This is a genomic window from Streptomyces sp. V3I7 (genome assembly GCF_030817495.1).
Classification (GTDB): domain Bacteria; phylum Actinomycetota; class Actinomycetes; order Streptomycetales; family Streptomycetaceae; genus Streptomyces.
This window is the reverse complement of sequence record NZ_JAUSZK010000001.1, coordinates 5,847,266-5,863,503: the sequence shown is the minus strand read 5'-3', so window position 1 is coordinate 5,863,503 and position 16,238 is coordinate 5,847,266. Positions and strand designations below refer to the sequence as shown.

Annotated in this window: 14 protein-coding genes; 1 reads left to right on the top strand and 13 read right to left on the bottom strand. The window is 71.3% G+C overall.

What is annotated here, in order from left to right; translation table 11 throughout:
* Positions 1–333 precede the first annotated feature (333 nt).
* The gene (locus tag QFZ74_RS27110) at positions 334–1,119 is read right to left on the bottom strand and encodes an SGNH/GDSL hydrolase family protein (RefSeq protein WP_307623454.1); all 786 of its coding nucleotides are present in this window, start codon (positions 1,117–1,119) and stop codon (positions 334–336) included.
* Between the two features lie 261 nt (positions 1,120–1,380).
* On the opposite strand from QFZ74_RS27110, the gene QFZ74_RS27105 reads away from it, so the two are divergent.
* Positions 1,381–2,178, top strand: coding sequence for a tyrosine-protein phosphatase (locus QFZ74_RS27105; RefSeq protein ID WP_307623453.1), 798 nt, complete (start codon positions 1,381–1,383; stop codon positions 2,176–2,178).
* A gap of 32 nt (positions 2,179–2,210) precedes the next feature.
* On the opposite strand, the gene QFZ74_RS27100 is transcribed toward QFZ74_RS27105, so the two are convergent.
* The 12 genes from QFZ74_RS27100 to hpnC form a co-directional block, all read right to left on the bottom strand.
* The gene (locus QFZ74_RS27100; protein WP_307623452.1) at positions 2,211–2,333 is read right to left on the bottom strand and encodes a DUF6126 family protein; all 123 of its coding nucleotides are present in this window, start codon (positions 2,331–2,333) and stop codon (positions 2,211–2,213) included.
* The gene (locus QFZ74_RS27095) at positions 2,330–2,929 is read right to left on the bottom strand and encodes a helix-turn-helix domain-containing protein (RefSeq protein WP_307623451.1); all 600 of its coding nucleotides are present in this window, start codon (positions 2,927–2,929) and stop codon (positions 2,330–2,332) included. The genes QFZ74_RS27100 and QFZ74_RS27095 overlap by 4 nt, the downstream gene beginning before the upstream one ends.
* 79 nt (positions 2,930–3,008) lie before the next feature.
* Positions 3,009–4,394, bottom strand: a complete 1,386-nt coding sequence (locus QFZ74_RS27090; RefSeq protein ID WP_307623450.1) for an aspartate aminotransferase family protein — start codon at positions 4,392–4,394, stop codon at positions 3,009–3,011.
* Positions 4,391–6,295 carry a 1-deoxy-D-xylulose-5-phosphate synthase gene (gene dxs / locus QFZ74_RS27085; protein ID WP_307623449.1) on the bottom strand — a complete coding sequence of 635 codons (1,905 nt, stop codon included), beginning with the start codon at positions 6,293–6,295 and terminating at the stop codon, positions 4,391–4,393. The genes QFZ74_RS27090 and dxs overlap by 4 nt, the downstream gene beginning before the upstream one ends.
* Before the next feature lie 32 nt (positions 6,296–6,327).
* Complete coding sequence (ispG, locus tag QFZ74_RS27080) at positions 6,328–7,485, bottom strand: flavodoxin-dependent (E)-4-hydroxy-3-methylbut-2-enyl-diphosphate synthase (RefSeq protein ID WP_307623448.1); 1,158 nt, start codon at positions 7,483–7,485, stop codon at positions 6,328–6,330.
* A 4-nt stretch (positions 7,486–7,489) separates the two neighbouring features.
* Positions 7,490–8,512: an adenosyl-hopene transferase HpnH gene (gene hpnH, locus QFZ74_RS27075; RefSeq protein ID WP_307623447.1), complete on the bottom strand. Its 1,023-nt coding sequence runs from the start codon at positions 8,510–8,512 to the stop codon at positions 7,490–7,492.
* A gap of 5 nt (positions 8,513–8,517) precedes the next feature.
* Positions 8,518–9,159 (bottom strand): 1-hydroxy-2-methyl-2-butenyl 4-diphosphate reductase, encoded by a 642-nt coding sequence (locus QFZ74_RS27070; RefSeq protein WP_307623446.1) that lies wholly within the window; start codon positions 9,157–9,159, stop codon positions 8,518–8,520.
* Positions 9,159–11,180, bottom strand: a complete 2,022-nt coding sequence (gene shc / locus QFZ74_RS27065) for a squalene--hopene cyclase (protein ID WP_307623445.1) — start codon at positions 11,178–11,180, stop codon at positions 9,159–9,161. The genes QFZ74_RS27070 and shc overlap by 1 nt, the downstream gene beginning before the upstream one ends.
* 118 nt (positions 11,181–11,298) lie before the next feature.
* Positions 11,299–12,426, bottom strand: a complete 1,128-nt coding sequence (locus QFZ74_RS27060) for a polyprenyl synthetase family protein (protein ID WP_307623444.1) — start codon at positions 12,424–12,426, stop codon at positions 11,299–11,301.
* A gap of 2 nt (positions 12,427–12,428) precedes the next feature.
* Positions 12,429–13,856 (bottom strand): hydroxysqualene dehydroxylase HpnE, encoded by a 1,428-nt coding sequence (gene hpnE / locus QFZ74_RS27055; RefSeq protein ID WP_307623443.1) that lies wholly within the window; start codon positions 13,854–13,856, stop codon positions 12,429–12,431.
* 142 nt (positions 13,857–13,998) lie between these two features.
* Positions 13,999–14,949, bottom strand: a complete 951-nt coding sequence (gene hpnD / locus QFZ74_RS27050) for a presqualene diphosphate synthase HpnD (protein ID WP_307623442.1) — start codon at positions 14,947–14,949, stop codon at positions 13,999–14,001.
* Positions 14,946–15,848 carry a squalene synthase HpnC gene (hpnC, locus tag QFZ74_RS27045; protein ID WP_307623441.1) on the bottom strand — a complete coding sequence of 301 codons (903 nt, stop codon included), beginning with the start codon at positions 15,846–15,848 and terminating at the stop codon, positions 14,946–14,948. The genes hpnD and hpnC overlap by 4 nt, the downstream gene beginning before the upstream one ends.
* Positions 15,849–16,238 lie beyond the last annotated feature (390 nt).

Here is a 16,238-nt window from a genome sequence, read left to right as displayed (position 1 = left end):
GGGCAGGTGAGTCAGGACCTCGCGTCCAGAGCCCACGGCCGAGCAGTACGCCTCGGCAGCGCGGCCTACGGCTGCCCCCCTGTGGAGACCACAACCGCCGGGACACCGGCCAGCCAGCAGCACAGCCCGTGGACAACCGCCCCACGCAGCCACAGCCGAAGCCCGGCCAAGCCGCGCCGCCCGAATCAGCAACCACTCCGCTCCCCCGAACCGGCGGCGGCCGGCAGGCTCGCCAGTGCATCGCGCGCACCGGCCGCCCCCGACCGCCCCGTTCGCCCCCCTTTCGGGCAACCGCCGTCAAGCGCCGTCAAGCGCCGTCAAGGCGACCGCCCCTCAAGCCACCGCAGAGATCCGCATCTTGATGTCGTCCGGGGACAGCGTCCCCTTGGCCGTGACGTGGTCGCCCGAGGACTCGCCGCGCAGGCGGCGGCCGATCCAGGGGACCAGGTACTCGCGGGCCCAGTGGACGTCGTCGCGACGGATCTCGAGGGTGCCGCGCGGCGGGAGCGGGGGCCAGGGCTGGTCCGGGTCGGCCGGGACCTCCAGGCCGAGGACCTGACCCGCGCGAAGCGCGACCCGCGTGTGGCCCTCGGGAGAGAGGTGGAGCCGGTCATCGTCCCAGGCCCGGCGGTCCTGGACGGTCTTCAGGGACCAGAGGTCCAGCACCGGGCAGCCGTATCGGTCGGCGATGGCCCGGACATGGCCGTTGTACGTCGCGATCTTGCCGCGCAGGTGCTTGAACACGGGCACGCCGCGCGTGTCGAATCCGGTCGTCACCATGACCGTGCCGACGGCGGAGGTCAGTTGGGCCACCGCCCGCTCGAACCGCTCGGCCACCTCGTCCGGGTCGGTGCCGGGGCGGATGATGTCGTTGCCGCCCGCGCAGAAGGACACCAGGTCCGGACCGAGCCGGACGGCCTGCGGAAGCTGGTCCGCCACGATCTGGTCGAGCAGCTTCCCGCGCACCGCGAGGTTGGTGTACCGGAAGTCGCCCTCGGGCCTGCGGTCCGCGAGCAGAACGGCGAACCGGTCGGCCCAGCCGACGAACGCCCCGTCGGGGCCGGGGTCACCGACGCCTTCCGAGAAGCTGTCCCCCAGGGCCACGTAGGACCCGATCACTGCTGTGTTGTCACTCTCCGAATCGTCTGTCACATCAGTACATGATTCACCTTCGGATGTGACTTACGCGACCGTAGGCAGGGGTTGACGAGCGGTGAGATAGGACACTCTCGCCTGTTTTTATCAATGAGTAAATAAGCTCGGCATATTGAACTACCCGCACCTGTGGACAACTCGCGGGCCCGAAGAACCCGTGTCGTATGGTCGATCACGTGCCCGCCGGCGAGCCGCGCCGTCGGCACCGACCCGCGAGGAGACCCCGTGACGCAGCAGGTCCCGTCGACCGAGCCCGAACTGGCCGGAGTGCGCAACTTCCGTGATGTGGGCGGCCTTCCGACCGTGGACGGACGGCGGGTGCGGTACGGGGTGCTGTTCCGCAGCGGCCACCTGGCCCACGCGACCGACGACGACGCGGCCTTCCTCTCCTCCCTCGGTCTGCACACGGTCTTCGACTTCCGCAACGAGGCCGACCAGAAGCTGGAAGGACCGGACGTCGACCTCCCCGGCGTACGGAACGTGAACCTTCCGCTGAGCGACCCGGCCGACGGCGCCGAGTTCTGGAAGCTGGTCCGCGACGGCGAGCTCGACCAGCTCCGCGGACTCCTCTCGGACGGCAAGGCGGAGAACCGGATGATCGCCTCCTACCGCGCGATCATCAAGGGGCGCACCGCCGAGCACTCCCAGGTGCTGCACGCGCTGGCCGAGGACAGCGCACCGGCCCTGATGCACTGCGCGGCGGGCAAGGACCGCGCGGGCCTGTCCATAGCCGTGACGCTCCTCGCCCTGGGCGTGGAGCGCGACGCCATCGTGGCCGACTACCTGGAGTCGAACGCCAAGCACCGCCGCTACAAGGTCCGCCGCAACGGCGACGCGGCCTCCGCCTACACTCCCGAGATCATGGAGCTGCTCAGCCCCCTCTTCGACGCGCGTGCCGAGTACCTGACGGCGGCGTTCGAGGCCATCGAGGAGACCTGGGGCGACGTCGACACCTACCTCGAGCGGGGCCTCGGGCTCACTCCGCAGGACCGCGAGCGGCTGCGCGAGCGCTTCCTCGACTGACCGTCGCGGCACGGCGCTGGCGCCGTGGCACCTCACCCCTTGGCGCCCAGCGTGAACAGCAGGTAGATGAAGGCGGCCAGGACATGGCCGACGGCGATATAGATGATCAGCCGCACCCACAGGGCGCGGGGGAACCTCTCCTCGAGGTTGCTCATGACAGCTCTCCGGTGTGGGGGCCCAGGCACAGCGCGGCCGTGGGACTCTGCAGCAGGGTGTGGACGAACAGGAGCTCGACCCCGTCGTCGGTCTCGGCGGCGAGCCGGTGCGGGGTCAGCGAGTCGAAGTGCGCGCTGTCGCCGGGCCCGAGCCGGTGCACGGTGTCACCGAGGCCCAGCCGCAGCTGCCCCTGGAGGACGTACAGCCACTCCTCACCGGGGTGCACCCGCACCATGTCGCCCTGCGCGCCGTACGGCACCCGGACCCGCAGGGCCTGCATCCCGCGGCCGGGCGCGCCGGCCTGGAAGTACGTCCAGCCGCCCGCCCGGGTCGGCTCCATGTCGGCGGCGCGTACGATCGCGTCCCGGCCGGCGACGGTCTCGCCGAGCAGTTCCGACACGGTCGTGCCGTAGATTCGGGCGAGGGCGAGGAGCATGGGCAGCGAGGGCTGTCGTTGTCCGGTCTCCAGGCGAGAGAGGTGGGCGGGCGACAGCCTGGCCGCGCGGGCCGCGGCCTCCAGGGTGAGGCCGGCGCGCCTGCGCAGCGACCGGAGCTGCGGCGCCACGACGTGCAGCTCGGCTTCGGAGGAGCTCATGCCTCCATTCAGCCGCACCTCTTGCCCATCGGGCAAATTTATTGCCTCAGAGGCAAGACCTCTCGAGACCGCGAACGCGTCACCGGTTGGCGACCGCCTGCTTCATCAGGGTCTTGCCGAAGTCCCAGACCAGGCCGCCGCCGCTGTGTGCGTCGTCCATCACGGCGGTGAAGGCGTCCACGAACCGGTCCACGTCGGCCTCGCCGATGACCAACGGCGGGATCAGCTTGATCACCTCCAGTTGGTCGCCGGAGACCTGGGTGAGGATCCGGTGCCGCTGGAGCAGCGGTACGACCACCATCTGGGCGAACAGGCCCTTGCGGGCGGCCTGGAGGACGGTCCAGCGGCCGCGCAGCTTCAGCGAGCTGGGGCGGCCGAACTCGATGCCGATCATCAGGCCCCTGCCGCGGACGTCGGCGAGCAGCTCGTACTTGTCGGTCAGTGCCGCGAGCCGGGACTTCAACTGCTCCCCGACCGCACGGGCGTTGACGACGATCTCCTCGTTCTCCATGACCGACAGGACGGCGAGCCCGGCCGCCATGGCCTGCGCGTTGGAGCCGAAGCTGGCCGAGTGGACGAGCACCCGGTCCATGGACGAGTAGACCTTCTTGAAGATCCAGTCCTTGCCGAGCGTGGCGCCGACCGGCACATAGCCGCCGGACAGCGCCTTGGCGACGCACACCAGGTCGGGCTCGACGCCGTCCTCGTGCTGGTAGGCGTAGAAATCCCCGGTCCGGCCGAGGCCCGTCTGCACCTCGTCGGCGATGAGCAGCGCCTTGTGCTGGTGCAACAGCTCCTGGGCGGCGCGCAGATAGCCGGGCGGGGTCTCGTGCACGCCCTTGCCCTGGATCGGCTCGACGATGAGCGCGGCGACATCGCCCTTCTTCAACTCCCGTGTCAGCGCGTCGAGATCGCCGAGCGGTACGGCGGTGTCGGGCAGCAGCGGGGCGAAGCCGTCCCGGAACCCCTTCTCGCCGTTCACCGACAGGGAGCCGGTGGTCAGTCCGTGGAAGGCGTGCTCGCAGTACAGGACCCTGGGTCTGCCGGTGGCGTACCGGGCGAACTTCAGGGCCGTCTCGACGGCTTCCGTGCCGCTGTTGCCGAAGAACACCCGGTCCAGGTGAGGGCTGTGCGCGAGCAGCCGCTCGGCGAGGAGGCCGGGCAGCGGCGGGCAGTCGAAGCGGGTGAGGTCGGCGAGCCGGGCGTCGAGGACGTCGTGCAGCGCCTGCCGGACGACCGGGTGGTGGCGGCCCAGGCCCATCACTCCGAACCCGGCGAGCATGTCCAGGTAGTCGTTGCCGTCGGCGTCCCAGAAGTGGGCGCCCTCGGCGCGCTCGTAGACCTTGTCGAAGCCGATGGTGCGCAGCATGCGCGGGAGCTGCGGGTTGAGGTACTTGGTGTGCAGCTCGTAGCGCTCGGCCCCGCGCTCGGCGAGGAGGGTGCCTAGGTCGAACTCGCTGGTCATTCAGCCTTCTCCCTGACGGGGCCGTCGGACTGCTCCCGCACGGCCAGACTCGCGCTGATGCGCCCCGCGATCTCGACGGGTGTGAGCCCGATGTCGGCCAGCACCTCGCCGCGCTTGGCGTGCGCGAGGAACTGCTCGGGGATGCCGAACCGCCGCAGGGGTACGTCGACTTCGGCGTCGCCCAGTGTCAGCGCCACCGCGGCGCCGACCCCGGCCGCGCGGCTGTTGTCCTCGACGACGGCCACCAGCCGGTGTGCCGCGGCGAGTCCGGGCAGCGCCGGGTCGACGGGCTTGACCCAGCGGGGGTCCACGACCGTGCAGGTGATGCCGCGGGCGGCCAGCAGCTCGGCGGCCTGGAGGCACACCGGCGCCATGACGCCGACGGCGACCAGCAGCACCTCGGGGCTCTCGTCCCGGTGCAGGACGTCCATGCCGCCCACCCGGTCGACCGCCGGGATCCGGGGTCCCACCGACTCCTTGGGGTAGCGCACCAGCGTGGGCGCGTCGTCCACGGCGACGGCCTCGCGCAGCTGGGCGCGCAACTGGTCGGCGTCGCGCGGCGCGGCGATCCGCAGGCCGGGCACGACCTGGAGGACGGACATGTCCCACATGCCGTTGTGCGAGGCCCCGTCGACGCCGGTGACGCCGGCCCGGTCGAGGACGAAGGTGACTCCGCACCGGTGCAGCGCCACGTCCATCAGCAGCTGGTCGAAGGCACGGTTGAGGAAGGTGGCGTAGACGGCGAAGACCGGGTGCAGGCCGCCGGTGGCGAGTCCGGCGGCGGACACGGCCGCGTGCTGCTCGGCGATGCCGACGTCCCAGACGCGGTCGGGGAAGCGTGCGGCGAACTTGCCGAGGCCGACCGGGTGCAGCATGGCCGCCGTGATCGCCACGACGTCGTCGCGTTCCTCTCCGATGCGCACCATCTCGTCGCCGAACACCGACGTCCAGGACGGGGCGCCGGACGGGGTGAGCGGTGCGCAGGTCAGCGGGTCCATCACGCCGACGGTGTGGAAGCGGTCCTCCTCGTGGGCGAGGGCGGGTTCGTAGCCGCGCCCCTTCACCGTGAGGCAGTGCACCAGTACCGGCCCGTGGAACCGCTTGGCGCGGCGCAGCGCCGACTCCACGGCCTTGGTGTCGTGGCCGTCGATCGGGCCGACGTACTTCAGGCCGAGGTCCTCGAACATGCCCTGGGGCGCGAAGGCGTCCTTGAAGCCCTTCTTGGCGCCGTGCAGGGAGTCGTAGAGGGGCGTGCCGATGACCGGGGTGCGCAGCAGGACGTCCTTGCCCCAGGCGAGGATCTTCTCGTAGCTGTCGGTCGTGCGCAGGGTGGCCAGGTGGTTGGCGAGGCCGCCGATGGTCGGCGAGTACGACCGCTCGTTGTCGTTGACGACGATGATCAGGGGCCGGTTCTTGGCGGCCGCGATGTTATTGAGCGCCTCCCAGGCCATGCCGCCGGTGAGCGCGCCGTCGCCGATGACCGCGACCACATGGCCCTTCTCCCCCTGCAGCTGGCGGGCCTTGGCGAGTCCGTCGGCCCAGCCGAGGGCGGTGGAGGCGTGGCTGTTCTCGATGACGTCGTGCTCGGACTCCTCGCGCGACGGATAGCCCGACAGTCCGCCCTTGCCGCGCAGTTTGGAGAAGTCCTGGCGTCCGGTCAGGAGTTTGTGTACGTAGCTCTGGTGGCCGGTGTCCCACAGGATGCGGTCGACCGGCGATTCGAAGACCCGGTGGAGCGCGATGGAGAGTTCCACCACGCCCAGGTTGGGTCCGAGGTGACCGCCGGTCCTGGCGACCGCCGTCACCAGGAACTCGCGGATCTCTTCCGACAGTTCCCCGAGCTCCGCCTCGGACAGCGCCTTCACGTCGCGCGGTCCCCGGATGTTCTCCAGAATGGTCACCGTCGGGCCCCCTCTCGGTTCCGTGCTTCGGTTCAACTCACTGTTACGGCGGGCTCCCCCGGGGCGAGCCCCTCGGCCTCCATCTGGGCGGCCAGCTTCATGGCCTCCTCGATCAGGGTCTCCACGATCTTGGACTCGGGGACGGTCTTGATGACCTCGCCCTTCACGAAGATCTGGCCCTTGCCATTACCGGAAGCGACGCCGAGGTCGGCCTCGCGGGCCTCGCCCGGGCCGTTCACGACACACCCCATGACCGCGACGCGAAGGGGGACCTCCATGCCGGTCAGGCCCGCCGTGACCTCCTCGGCCAGCTTGTACACATCCACCTGCGCGCGGCCGCACGACGGGCACGAAACGATCTCCAGACCCCGCTGGCGCAGGTTCAACGACTCCAGGATCTGGATGCCGACCTTGACCTCCTCCGCCGGCGGCGCCGACAGCGAGACGCGGATCGTGTCGCCGATGCCCTCGGAGAGCAGCGCGCCGAACGCCACCGCCGACTTGATGGTGCCCTGGAACGCCGGGCCCGCCTCCGTCACACCCAGGTGCAGCGGGTACTCGCACCGGGCCGCCAGCTGGCGGTAGGCCTCGATCATCACGACCGGGTCGTTGTGCTTCACCGAGATCTTGATGTCCCGGAAGCCGTGTTCCTCGAACAGCGACGCCTCCCACAGCGCCGACTCCACCAGAGCCTCCGGGGTCGCCTTGCCGTACTTCTGCAGCAGACGCCGGTCCAGGGAACCGGCGTTCACACCGATGCGGATCGGCGTGCCGTGGTCCTTCGCCGCCCGCGCGATCTCCCTGACCTTGTCGTCGAACTGCTTGATGTTCCCCGGGTTCACCCGCACCGCCGCACAGCCCGCCTCGATCGCCGCGAACACGTACTTCGGCTGGAAGTGGATGTCCGCGATCACCGGGATCTGCGACTTCCGCGCGATCGTCGCCAGCGCGTCCGCGTCGTCCTGCGTGGGGCAGGCCACCCGCACGATCTGGCAACCCGACGCCGTCAGCTCCGCGATCTGCTGGAGCGTCGCACCGATGTCCGACGTCCGCGTCGTCGTCATCGACTGCACCGACACAGGCGCGCCGCCTCCGACCGCCACCGGTCCGACCTGGATCTGCCGCGACACGCGCCGCTCGGCGATCGGCCGGGCCGGGGCCTCCGGGAGGCCGAGGGGGATGGCTGTCATACGGTCACTCCCGGTTCCCGGAGACCGCCTCGCGCAGTGCGCGCAGCGACTCCTTGAGCGAGCCCATGGTGGCGAGGACGGCGGTGGGCTCGTAGCCGCAGTGCGCCATGCAGTTGGCGCAGCGCGGGTCCTTGCCGCGGCCGTACTTGTCCCAGTCGGTGTCCTCGATGAGTTCGCGGTACGTCGGCACGTACCCGTCGCTCATCAGGTAGCAGGGGCGCTGCCAGCCGAAGAGGGAGTAGTTCGGGATCGCCCACGCGGTGCACGGGAAGTCGACCTTGCCCTCCAGGAAGTCCAGGAAGAGCGGGGAGTGGTTGAGCCGCCAGCGCCGGCGGTTGCCGCCCGAGAAGGCCTTCTTGAACAGCTCGCGGGTCTGCTCGACGCCGAGGAAGTGCTCCTGGTCGGGTGCCTTCTCGTAGGCGTAGGCGGGCGAGATCATCATCTCGTCCACCTCGAGGTCGTCGTTGAGGAAGTTGAGTACCTCGACGATGGTCTGCGGGGTGTCGGTGTTGAAGAAGGTGGAGTTGGTGGTGACCCGGAAGCCGCGCTCCTTGGCCTCCTTGATGGCCGCCACCGCCTCGTCGAACACGCCCTCCTTCGCCACGGACTCATCGTGCCGCTCGCGCAGTCCGTCGATGTGCACGGCGAAGGCGAAGTACGGCGAGGGCGTGAACTGGTCCATCTTCTTGCGCAGCAGCAGCGCGTTGGTGCACAGGAAGACGTACTTCCGCTTGGCCACCAACTGGCGCACGATCTCGTCGATCTGCGGGTGCATCAACGGTTCGCCGCCGGCGATGGACACCATGGGCGCGCCGGACTCCAGCACCGCCCCCACCGCCTGCGCGACCGGCATCCGCTGCTTCAGCACGCCGGCCGGGTGCTGGATCTTGCCGCAGCCCTCGCACTTCAGGTTGCAGGCGAAGAGCGGTTCCAGCTCGACGATGAGCGGAAACTTGTCCCGCCTGCGCAGCTTCTGTTCAGCCAGGTACGTAGCGACCTTGATGGACTGGCGCAGCGGCATGGCCATCTGGCTCACCTCCGGGGGAGCAGCAAAGAACGGTGCCATTCGAAGAAAGCGGGGAGGACGGAACGAAGAACGCGGAAAGCTGATATTCCACCGCGCACCGTGCCGATCCGGACCAGTTCATGTTCTGGAGCGTCCACGACCACCCGTACGGCCGCAACCGGGCGCACGCCCGCACGCACGGCGCTCAGGAGCGTGGCCGCCGATTCCATGTCGACCGCGATCGCGCCCGTCGCCAGCAGATCGGACCGTTCGTGGCCGCGGACGACGTGGTCGGAGCCGGTCAGCGGGCCGGTGTGGACGGTGCGCCCGGGCACCGTGCGGACGAGTTCCTTGACGAGCCGTTCGGTGCCCACGCACGGAACGTTTCCGCGCGGGTCCCTGGTCTCTTCGGCGACGACCAGGTCACCGGGGTGCATGCCGGGGGCGAGCCCCGCGCAGAAGCCGGTGGCGAGCACGGCGGCCCCGGCCAGCGGGGGGTCGGTGAGCAGCCGGGCGACGGTGCGTTCCGCCGCCCGGGGGCCCATACCGGTACGCAGGACGGTGACCGGCCCGCCGCAGGCGCCGCGCTCGCCCGTGCGCAGCGCGAGGTGCTCGATGCCGAGCGCGCAGGCGATCAGCAGCGGGGCCGTGGCGGGCTGCGCTCTCATCAGCTCCCCTCGGCCCCGGCGAGCGGCTGCCCTGCGTGCTGGTCACTGAACGGTTCGCCGTGCACGTACCGGCCGAGCGCGGTGAGCGGGAACACCTGCCGGTAGAGGTGGTAGTTGATGGAGAAGTCCCAGGGGAAGCCGGTGCCGGTGAAGTACGGCTCGTCCCAGGAGCCGTCCTGCCGCTGGGTGGCCGCGAGCCACTCGACGCCTCGCTCCACGGCCTTGGAGTCCTTCTCCCCCGCAGCCAGCAGCGCGAGCAGCGCCCACGCGGTCTGGGAGGCGGTGGAGGCGCCGCGGCCGCTCCACTCCTTGGCGTCCTTGTACGAGCGCAGGTCCTCGCCCCAGCCGCCGTCGTCGTTCTGGACGGACTCCAGCCAGTTCACCGCGCGGCGGATCGCCGGATGCGAGCCGGGCAGTCCGGCCGCGGTCAGCGCGGGCACCACGGACCCGGTGCCGTAGACGTAGTTGACGCCCCAGCGCCCGAACCACGAGCCGTCGGGCTCCTGTTCGGCCAGCAGCCACTCGATGCCGCGCCGGGTGCGCGGGTCGTGGGACAGGCCCTCGACGGCGAGCATCTCGACGACGTGCGCGGTGACGTCGGCGGACGGCGGGTCGATGACCTCGCCGAAGTCGCAGAACGGCAGCCGGTTGGGGAACGGGCTGGTGTTGTCGACGTCGAAGGCGCCCCAGGCGCCGTTCCTCGACTGCATCCCGAGGTTCCAGCGGACCCCGCGCCCGATCGCACCCTCCATCCGCTCCGCGTCGGGGTGCTGCACGCGGCGCAGCGCGAGGACGACCTCGGCGGTGTCGTCGATGTCGGGGTAGTTGTCGTTGTGGAACTCGAACGCCCAGCCGCCCGGCGGTAGTTGGGGACGGCGTACGGCCCAGTCGCCGCGCCGGACGATCTCCTCGCCGAGCATCCAGTCGGCCGCCTTGACGAGTTGGGGGTGGTCGGGGCGAACTCCCGCGTCGGCCAGGGCGATCACGGCCAGACAGGTGTCCCACACGGGTGACTGGCAGGCCTCGACCATCCGCGCCCCGTCCTCGCGCCGGACGGCGAACCGGTCCAGCGAGGCGAGGCCCTCGCGCATCACGGGGTGCTCAAGGTCGTAGCCGAGCAGGTGCAGGGCGATGAGCGAGTACACGGCCGGCGGCTGGATGCCGCCCCAGCAGCCGTCGTTCTCCTGGCGCTCGATGATCCAGCGGGCGGCGGTGTTCATCGCGGCCCGGCGCAGCCGGCGCGGCATGACCGGGCGCAGGCGGTGCATCGCCTTGTCCAGCCGCTGGAAGACGCCGTCCCAACTGGCCACGGGAGCGAAGGGCTTGGGCGGGTTCGGCTGGGCGGGGTCGGTGTGGAGTTCGTCGAGCGGGAAGGGCGCGGGCCGTACCGGGCGCTTCGCGGAGACGATCGTCAGGGCGACGATCGTCTGCCGGGCCCAGCAGCCGAAGTCGTAGATGTTGAGCGGCATCCACTTGGGGAAGTAGACGAGCTCCGGCGGGAGTTCGGGCAGGTCCTCCCACTTCCACCAGCCGAACAGGGCCAGCCAGATCCGGGTGAACACGCGGGCGGCGGCGATGCCGCCCTGTTCGCGGATCCAGGCGGAGGCCTTCGCCATGTGGGGGGCGTCGATCGCGTCGCCGGCCAGGCGCAGGGCGACGTACGCCTCGATGGTGGTGGACAGTTCGCCGGGGCCGCCGTAGAAGGTGGCCCAGGTGCCGTCCTCGCGCTGCTCGCCGCGGATGAAGAGGGCGGCGGCGCGGGTCGTCTCCTCGTCGCCGATGCCCAGGAACTGGCGCAGGAGCAGGTCCTCGGCGTCCATCGTGACGTTGGTCTCGAGGTCGCCCTTCCACCAGCCCTCGGCATCCTGCAGGGAGAGCAGGAAGTCGGTGGCGCGCTGCGCGGCGCGGGCGGCGGCTACGTGTACCCCGGCCGCCCCGGGGATCGTGCTGGCTGCTCCATGGGCCGAGGCGGCGCGGGGCGGCACGGAGGCCCCGGTGCTTCCGTCGGTCGTCGCTGTCATGGCTTCCCCTTCGTGCAGTCGTCTCGTCGTGCTGCTGTGGGTCCGCCGTCGGCCGGTGAGCGGGCACTGCCCGCGGCACCGGCCGGCGACTACGCGAGGGCTATGCGGCCGATGGTGATCATCTCTTCCGTACGACGACGAAGTCGGCGAGCGCCGCGAACTGGTCCCGCACCCGGTCGGGCATGTTCACGGAGTCGAGGGCTTCGAGGGCGATGCCGTACTGGCGGCGCGCCTCCTCCGCCGTCCACGCGCGGCCGCCCGCCTTCTCGATGAGGGCGGCGCGGGCCGCGAACTCCTCCTCGGAGAAGTTCTCGAAGTCGGTGCACCGGGCGTCGGCGGCGAGCATCTCGCCGAGCTGCTCGGAGGCGGCGCCGCCCGCGGCGAGCGCGGCCACGACCGGCAGGGACTTCTTGCGCTGGCGCAGGTCGCTCCAGGTCTGCTTGCCGGTGGACTCCGGGTCGCCCCAGATGCCGAGGAGGTCGTCGACGGCCTGGAAGGCGAGGCCGAGGTGGTAGCCGTACTTCTCCAGCATGTCGGCGGTCTTGTCGTCGGCGCCGCCGAGCACGGCGCCGATGGAGGAGGCGCAGGCGAGGAGCGCGCCGGTCTTGTTGCCCTCCATCTCCAGGCACTCCTCGACGCTGACGCGGTCGCGGTGCTCGTAGGAGATGTCCTGCGCCTGACCGTCGATCAGGGCACGGCTGGCGGTGGTCAGACGACGGGTGGCGCGGCCGGCCTCGACCGTGCCGAGCTCCAGCAGCAGCTCGTTGGCCAGGGCGAACAGGGCGTCGCCGACGAGGATGGCCTGGGCCGGTCCGTGGACCTTCCAGACGGTGTCACGGTGCCGGCGCTGCTCGTCGCCGTCCATCAGGTCGTCGTGGAGCAGCGAGAAGTTGTGGACCAGCTCGACGGCGACGGCGCCGGGGATGCCGGTCTCGGGTGCGGCTCCGGTGACCTCGGCGGACAGCACGGCGAGGGCGGGGCGCACGGCCTTGCCCCCGTCCCCCGCCATGGGGTTGCCCTGGGCGTCGATCCAGCCGAAGTGGTAGGCGGCGACGGTGTCCATGGGGGGTGCCAGACGGTCGATGGCCGCCCGCAGTACCGGCGTGGCCAGGGTCCGGCCGCGCTCCAGGAGCGCGGTCACGTCCACCGCGTCGGCAGCCTTCGTGGCCGGGGGCACAGTGGGCACAGTCTCTCCTCTTTCTGCGGTACCGGGGGTGCGGGGGCCGGCCGCCTGCTGATCGATCATGATCAGGCCGCCTCCTCGAACTCGAAGAGGTGGCGGGGACGGGGCCGCCCCAGGGCGCCGAGCGCGGCGTCAGCCGCACTCACGCCACTGCGGACCGCACTCTCCATGGTCGCGGGCCACCCGGTGGCGGTCCACGCTCCGGCCAGGTACAGGCCGGGGGTCTTGGTGCGTGCGCCGGGCCGCAGCCGCCCGACGCCAGGGGTGGGAGCGAACGTCGCCGTGCGCTCCCGGGTCACGAAGAAGTCCTTGACGTCCGCCGTGCGCGTGGCCGGCAGCAGCCGCTCCAGCTCGGGCAGATAGCGCTCGCGCAGGACGGCGACCGGTGCGTCGATCTCGTCCTGCGCGGCCGACTGGGACACGGCGAGGTACTGGCCGGTGCGCAGCCCGGAGGCCTCGGTGCGGTCGAAGACCCACTGCACCGGGGTGCCGAGAGCGGTGAAGAACGGCTTGGCGAGCACCTTGCGGTCGTAGACGACGTGCAGGTTGAGGATCGGGGCGGTGCCGATCCGGAGCAGTCGCTCGGGGGCGTCGAGGGCATCTGGCGGCAGCAGCTCGTGCGCCTCGCGCTGGGGCACGGCGAGGACGACGGCGTCGGCCGCGATCGTCTCGCCGGGAACCTGAACGCTCCAACTCCCGTTTCCGTTGTGAGAGATGGAGGTGACGCGTGTACGGACCTCGATGCGCACGCCCGCGGAGTCGAGCGCCTTGCGGGCCAGCCGGTCGTGCAGTTCGCCCAGCGGGACGCGCGCCCAGCCGATGTCGGCCGCGCCCGGGTCGGAGAGCAGACCGGTCTTGAACACCATCGCGGCGAGCCCCAGCGAGGCGTCGCCCGCGACCGCGTTGAGGGTGGCAACCCCGACCAGGTCCCACAGGGCTTCGATGGCACGCGCCGACTGGCCGTGCGCGGCCAGCCAGCTGCCGAAGTCCTGCGCGTCCAGGGCCGGATCGGCGAGGTCGAGCCCCTTGAGCGCGAGCGCGGCACGCCCGACCGCGGCACGCTCGGCGAGCGAGAGGTGCGGGTAGGCGGCCAGGCTCCGGCCCAGGTGCAGGGGTACGGGCAGCGGGTCGCGCCGCAGCCTGCCGAGACGGCGTCCCTCGGGCTTGGCGAGGTCGACGACGGGCACGTCGAGACGGTTCTGCAGCGGTGCCAGGGCCGCGCCCTCGATGCGGTCGAGGAACCAGCGGTAGGCGGTGCAGCAACGCAGGTACACGTGCTGGCCGTTGTCGACGGTCAGTTCGCCGCGCCGGAAGGAGAAGGCGAGCCCGCCCAGGCGCGGCCTGCCCTCGAGCAGGGTGACGCGCACGCCCGCGTCGGCGAGGGCGAGCGCGGCCGTGATCCCGGCGAGGCCGCCGCCGACCACGACGGCGGAGCGTCCGGCACGGTCCGGGTTGCCGGTGTGCGGTGCGTCGAGCTGCGTGCTGTCGGTCATCGGGCACCTTCCCGCGCGCTCTCGCGGTGCCGCTCGATCGGTGCACGGCGGGCGAGGGCGGTCGACCTCAGGGACGCGGCGGCGCACCCGAGGGTTGCGTGTCGCGCCGGTGCGCCGGGGGCGTCGCTGTCCACGCGGTCCATCAGGCGCGCCTCCCGACGGTCCGCCGCGACACGTGCCGGGCGTCCAGGCCGGACAGTCCGCGCGCGGCGACGTACGCCTTCTCTCGGCCGGGCAGTGAGACGCGGCCGCGCAGCACGGCCTCCGGCTCGCGCTCGATGCGGTCGAGCAGGCGCCGGTAGATCCCGGCCATGGCGGCGACGCAGGCGCCGCTGCGCCGGTCGAGCATGGGCAGCAGTCGGTAGCCCTCGGCGAACAGGGCGCGGGCCCGTCGTACCTCGAAGTGCACGAGGCCCGCGAAGTCGGCACCCGCGGGCGGGGTAGGCCCGGCGAAGCCGGCGGAGCAGCCGAACTTCGCGAGGTCGTCGGCGGGCAGATAGACGCGGTTGCCCTCGGCGTCCTCGCGGACGTCGCGGAGGATGTTGGTGAGCTGGAGCGCGAGCCCGAGCGTGTCGGCGTACTCGGGCGCGCGCTCGGCGCCGCGCGCCCCCGGTTCCGTACCGAACACGCCGAGCGAGAGGCGTCCGATGGCGCCCGCGACGCAACGGCAGTACGCCCTCAGGTCGTCCCAGGTCTCGTACTGCTCGCCGCGCACGTCCATCTGGACGCCGTCGATCAGCTCGTCCAGGCCGCCCAGCGGGATCGGGAAGGCCCGGGAGGCGTGCGTGAGCGCCACGGCGACCGGGTCGGTGTCGTCCTCGGCGACCGCGCCCGCGCGGATCCTGGCGAGCACGGCCCGGGTGTCCGCGAGCCGCTCGAGCTTGTCCTCGCCGGGCAGCGGGCCGTCGCCGATGTCGTCGATCCGCCGGGAGAAGGAGTAGAGCGCCGACATGGCGCGGCGCTTGGGCGTCGGCAGCAGCCGGATGCCGTACGCGAAGTTGCGGGCCTGCTGCCCGGTGACGGTCTCGCAGTAGCGGTAGGCGGCGAGTACCGGTGCGGACACGTGTGGTGCCGACTCCACGGTCCGGATCACCCCTTCCCTCGCAGGATCACGCCCGCCTCACGCAGCAGCTGGATCTTGCCGGGCTTGGGAGGGCCGGAAAGTACGTCGTGGTCGGCGGCGGCGATCGAGCGGATCGCCGCCCTTCCCCCCGCCACGAACCCTGCGAGCAGCAGCTTCAGTCTGCCCGGGACGCTACCCACCAGGGGGAGGCCTTCATTCAGCAGATCGCGGGCGCGTTGGGCTTCGTGTGCCACCAGCGCGCGCACCGGTGCGCCGGTGCTGTCCGCGGCCAGATCCGCCTCCTGGACCTGAAAGCGCTTCATGTCCTCGGCGGGCAGATAGATCCGGTCGCGGCCGAGGTCCTCGGACACGTCCTGGAGATGTTCGACGATCTGAAGCCCCGTGCAGACAGCGTCGGACATCCGGATCCGCTCGAGGGTCGAGGATCCGGTGACGGCGAGGACGAGCCGGCCGACGGGGTTGGCCGACAGTTCGCAGTACGCGAGGAGGTCGTCCCAGGTCTCGTACCGGGTGACGAGCTGGTCCTGCCGGTTGGCGGCGATCAGGCCGAGGAAGGGCTCGGGCGTCAGGGAGCGGCGGCCGACGGTGTACTGGAGGCGGCGCAGCAGGGGGTGGCGCGGGGTGGCGTCGAAGACGCGGCGCAGGTCGGCCTCGAAGGCGTCGAGGAGGAGCAGGCGGTCCTCGGCGTCCGCGGGGGACACGCCGAGCAGGCGGGCGTCGGCACCGCCGGGGGCGAGGTCGCCGTCACCGATGTCGTCGACGAGTCGCGCGAAGCCGTAGACGGCCATGAGGTCGTCGCGCCAGAGCTTGGGCAGGAAGAAGGGGGCCACGGGGAAGTTCTCGTGCGCGGCCTTGTCGAGCGTGCCGCGTTCCGGATCACCGGAGCGGCCCGTGTCGGTTCCCGTCACCGCGCACTACCCGGGGCGGGGACGGCGCGTGCTGCGTTGAGCTGGGGAGTTTCCGTAGCCATTGCCGTCACATCTCCCGTTCTACACTGCCGACCCAATACAGACTATTTCGGACACGCCGCCTGGCCGTCCGCACGGCGACCCGGCGGGGAGTGTCGCGCGTTATCGCCCCACTTGCCGCTTTCCTGGACCGATACAGCTTACGTTGTACAACGCTTGACGTCCGTCCGGGTGTCCTGCGCATCACAACAACGAACCGATTGGCGTCAAGATTCCGACGGCGGCCGGGAGTTGACGCTTCCTTTGCAGAAGCAGGCGCCGCGCCTTTGCAGCGCGTGCCTTCGCTCCTCCGCAGGCGCCGGGCCCCGCCGGAGAGTTCCGGCGGGGCCC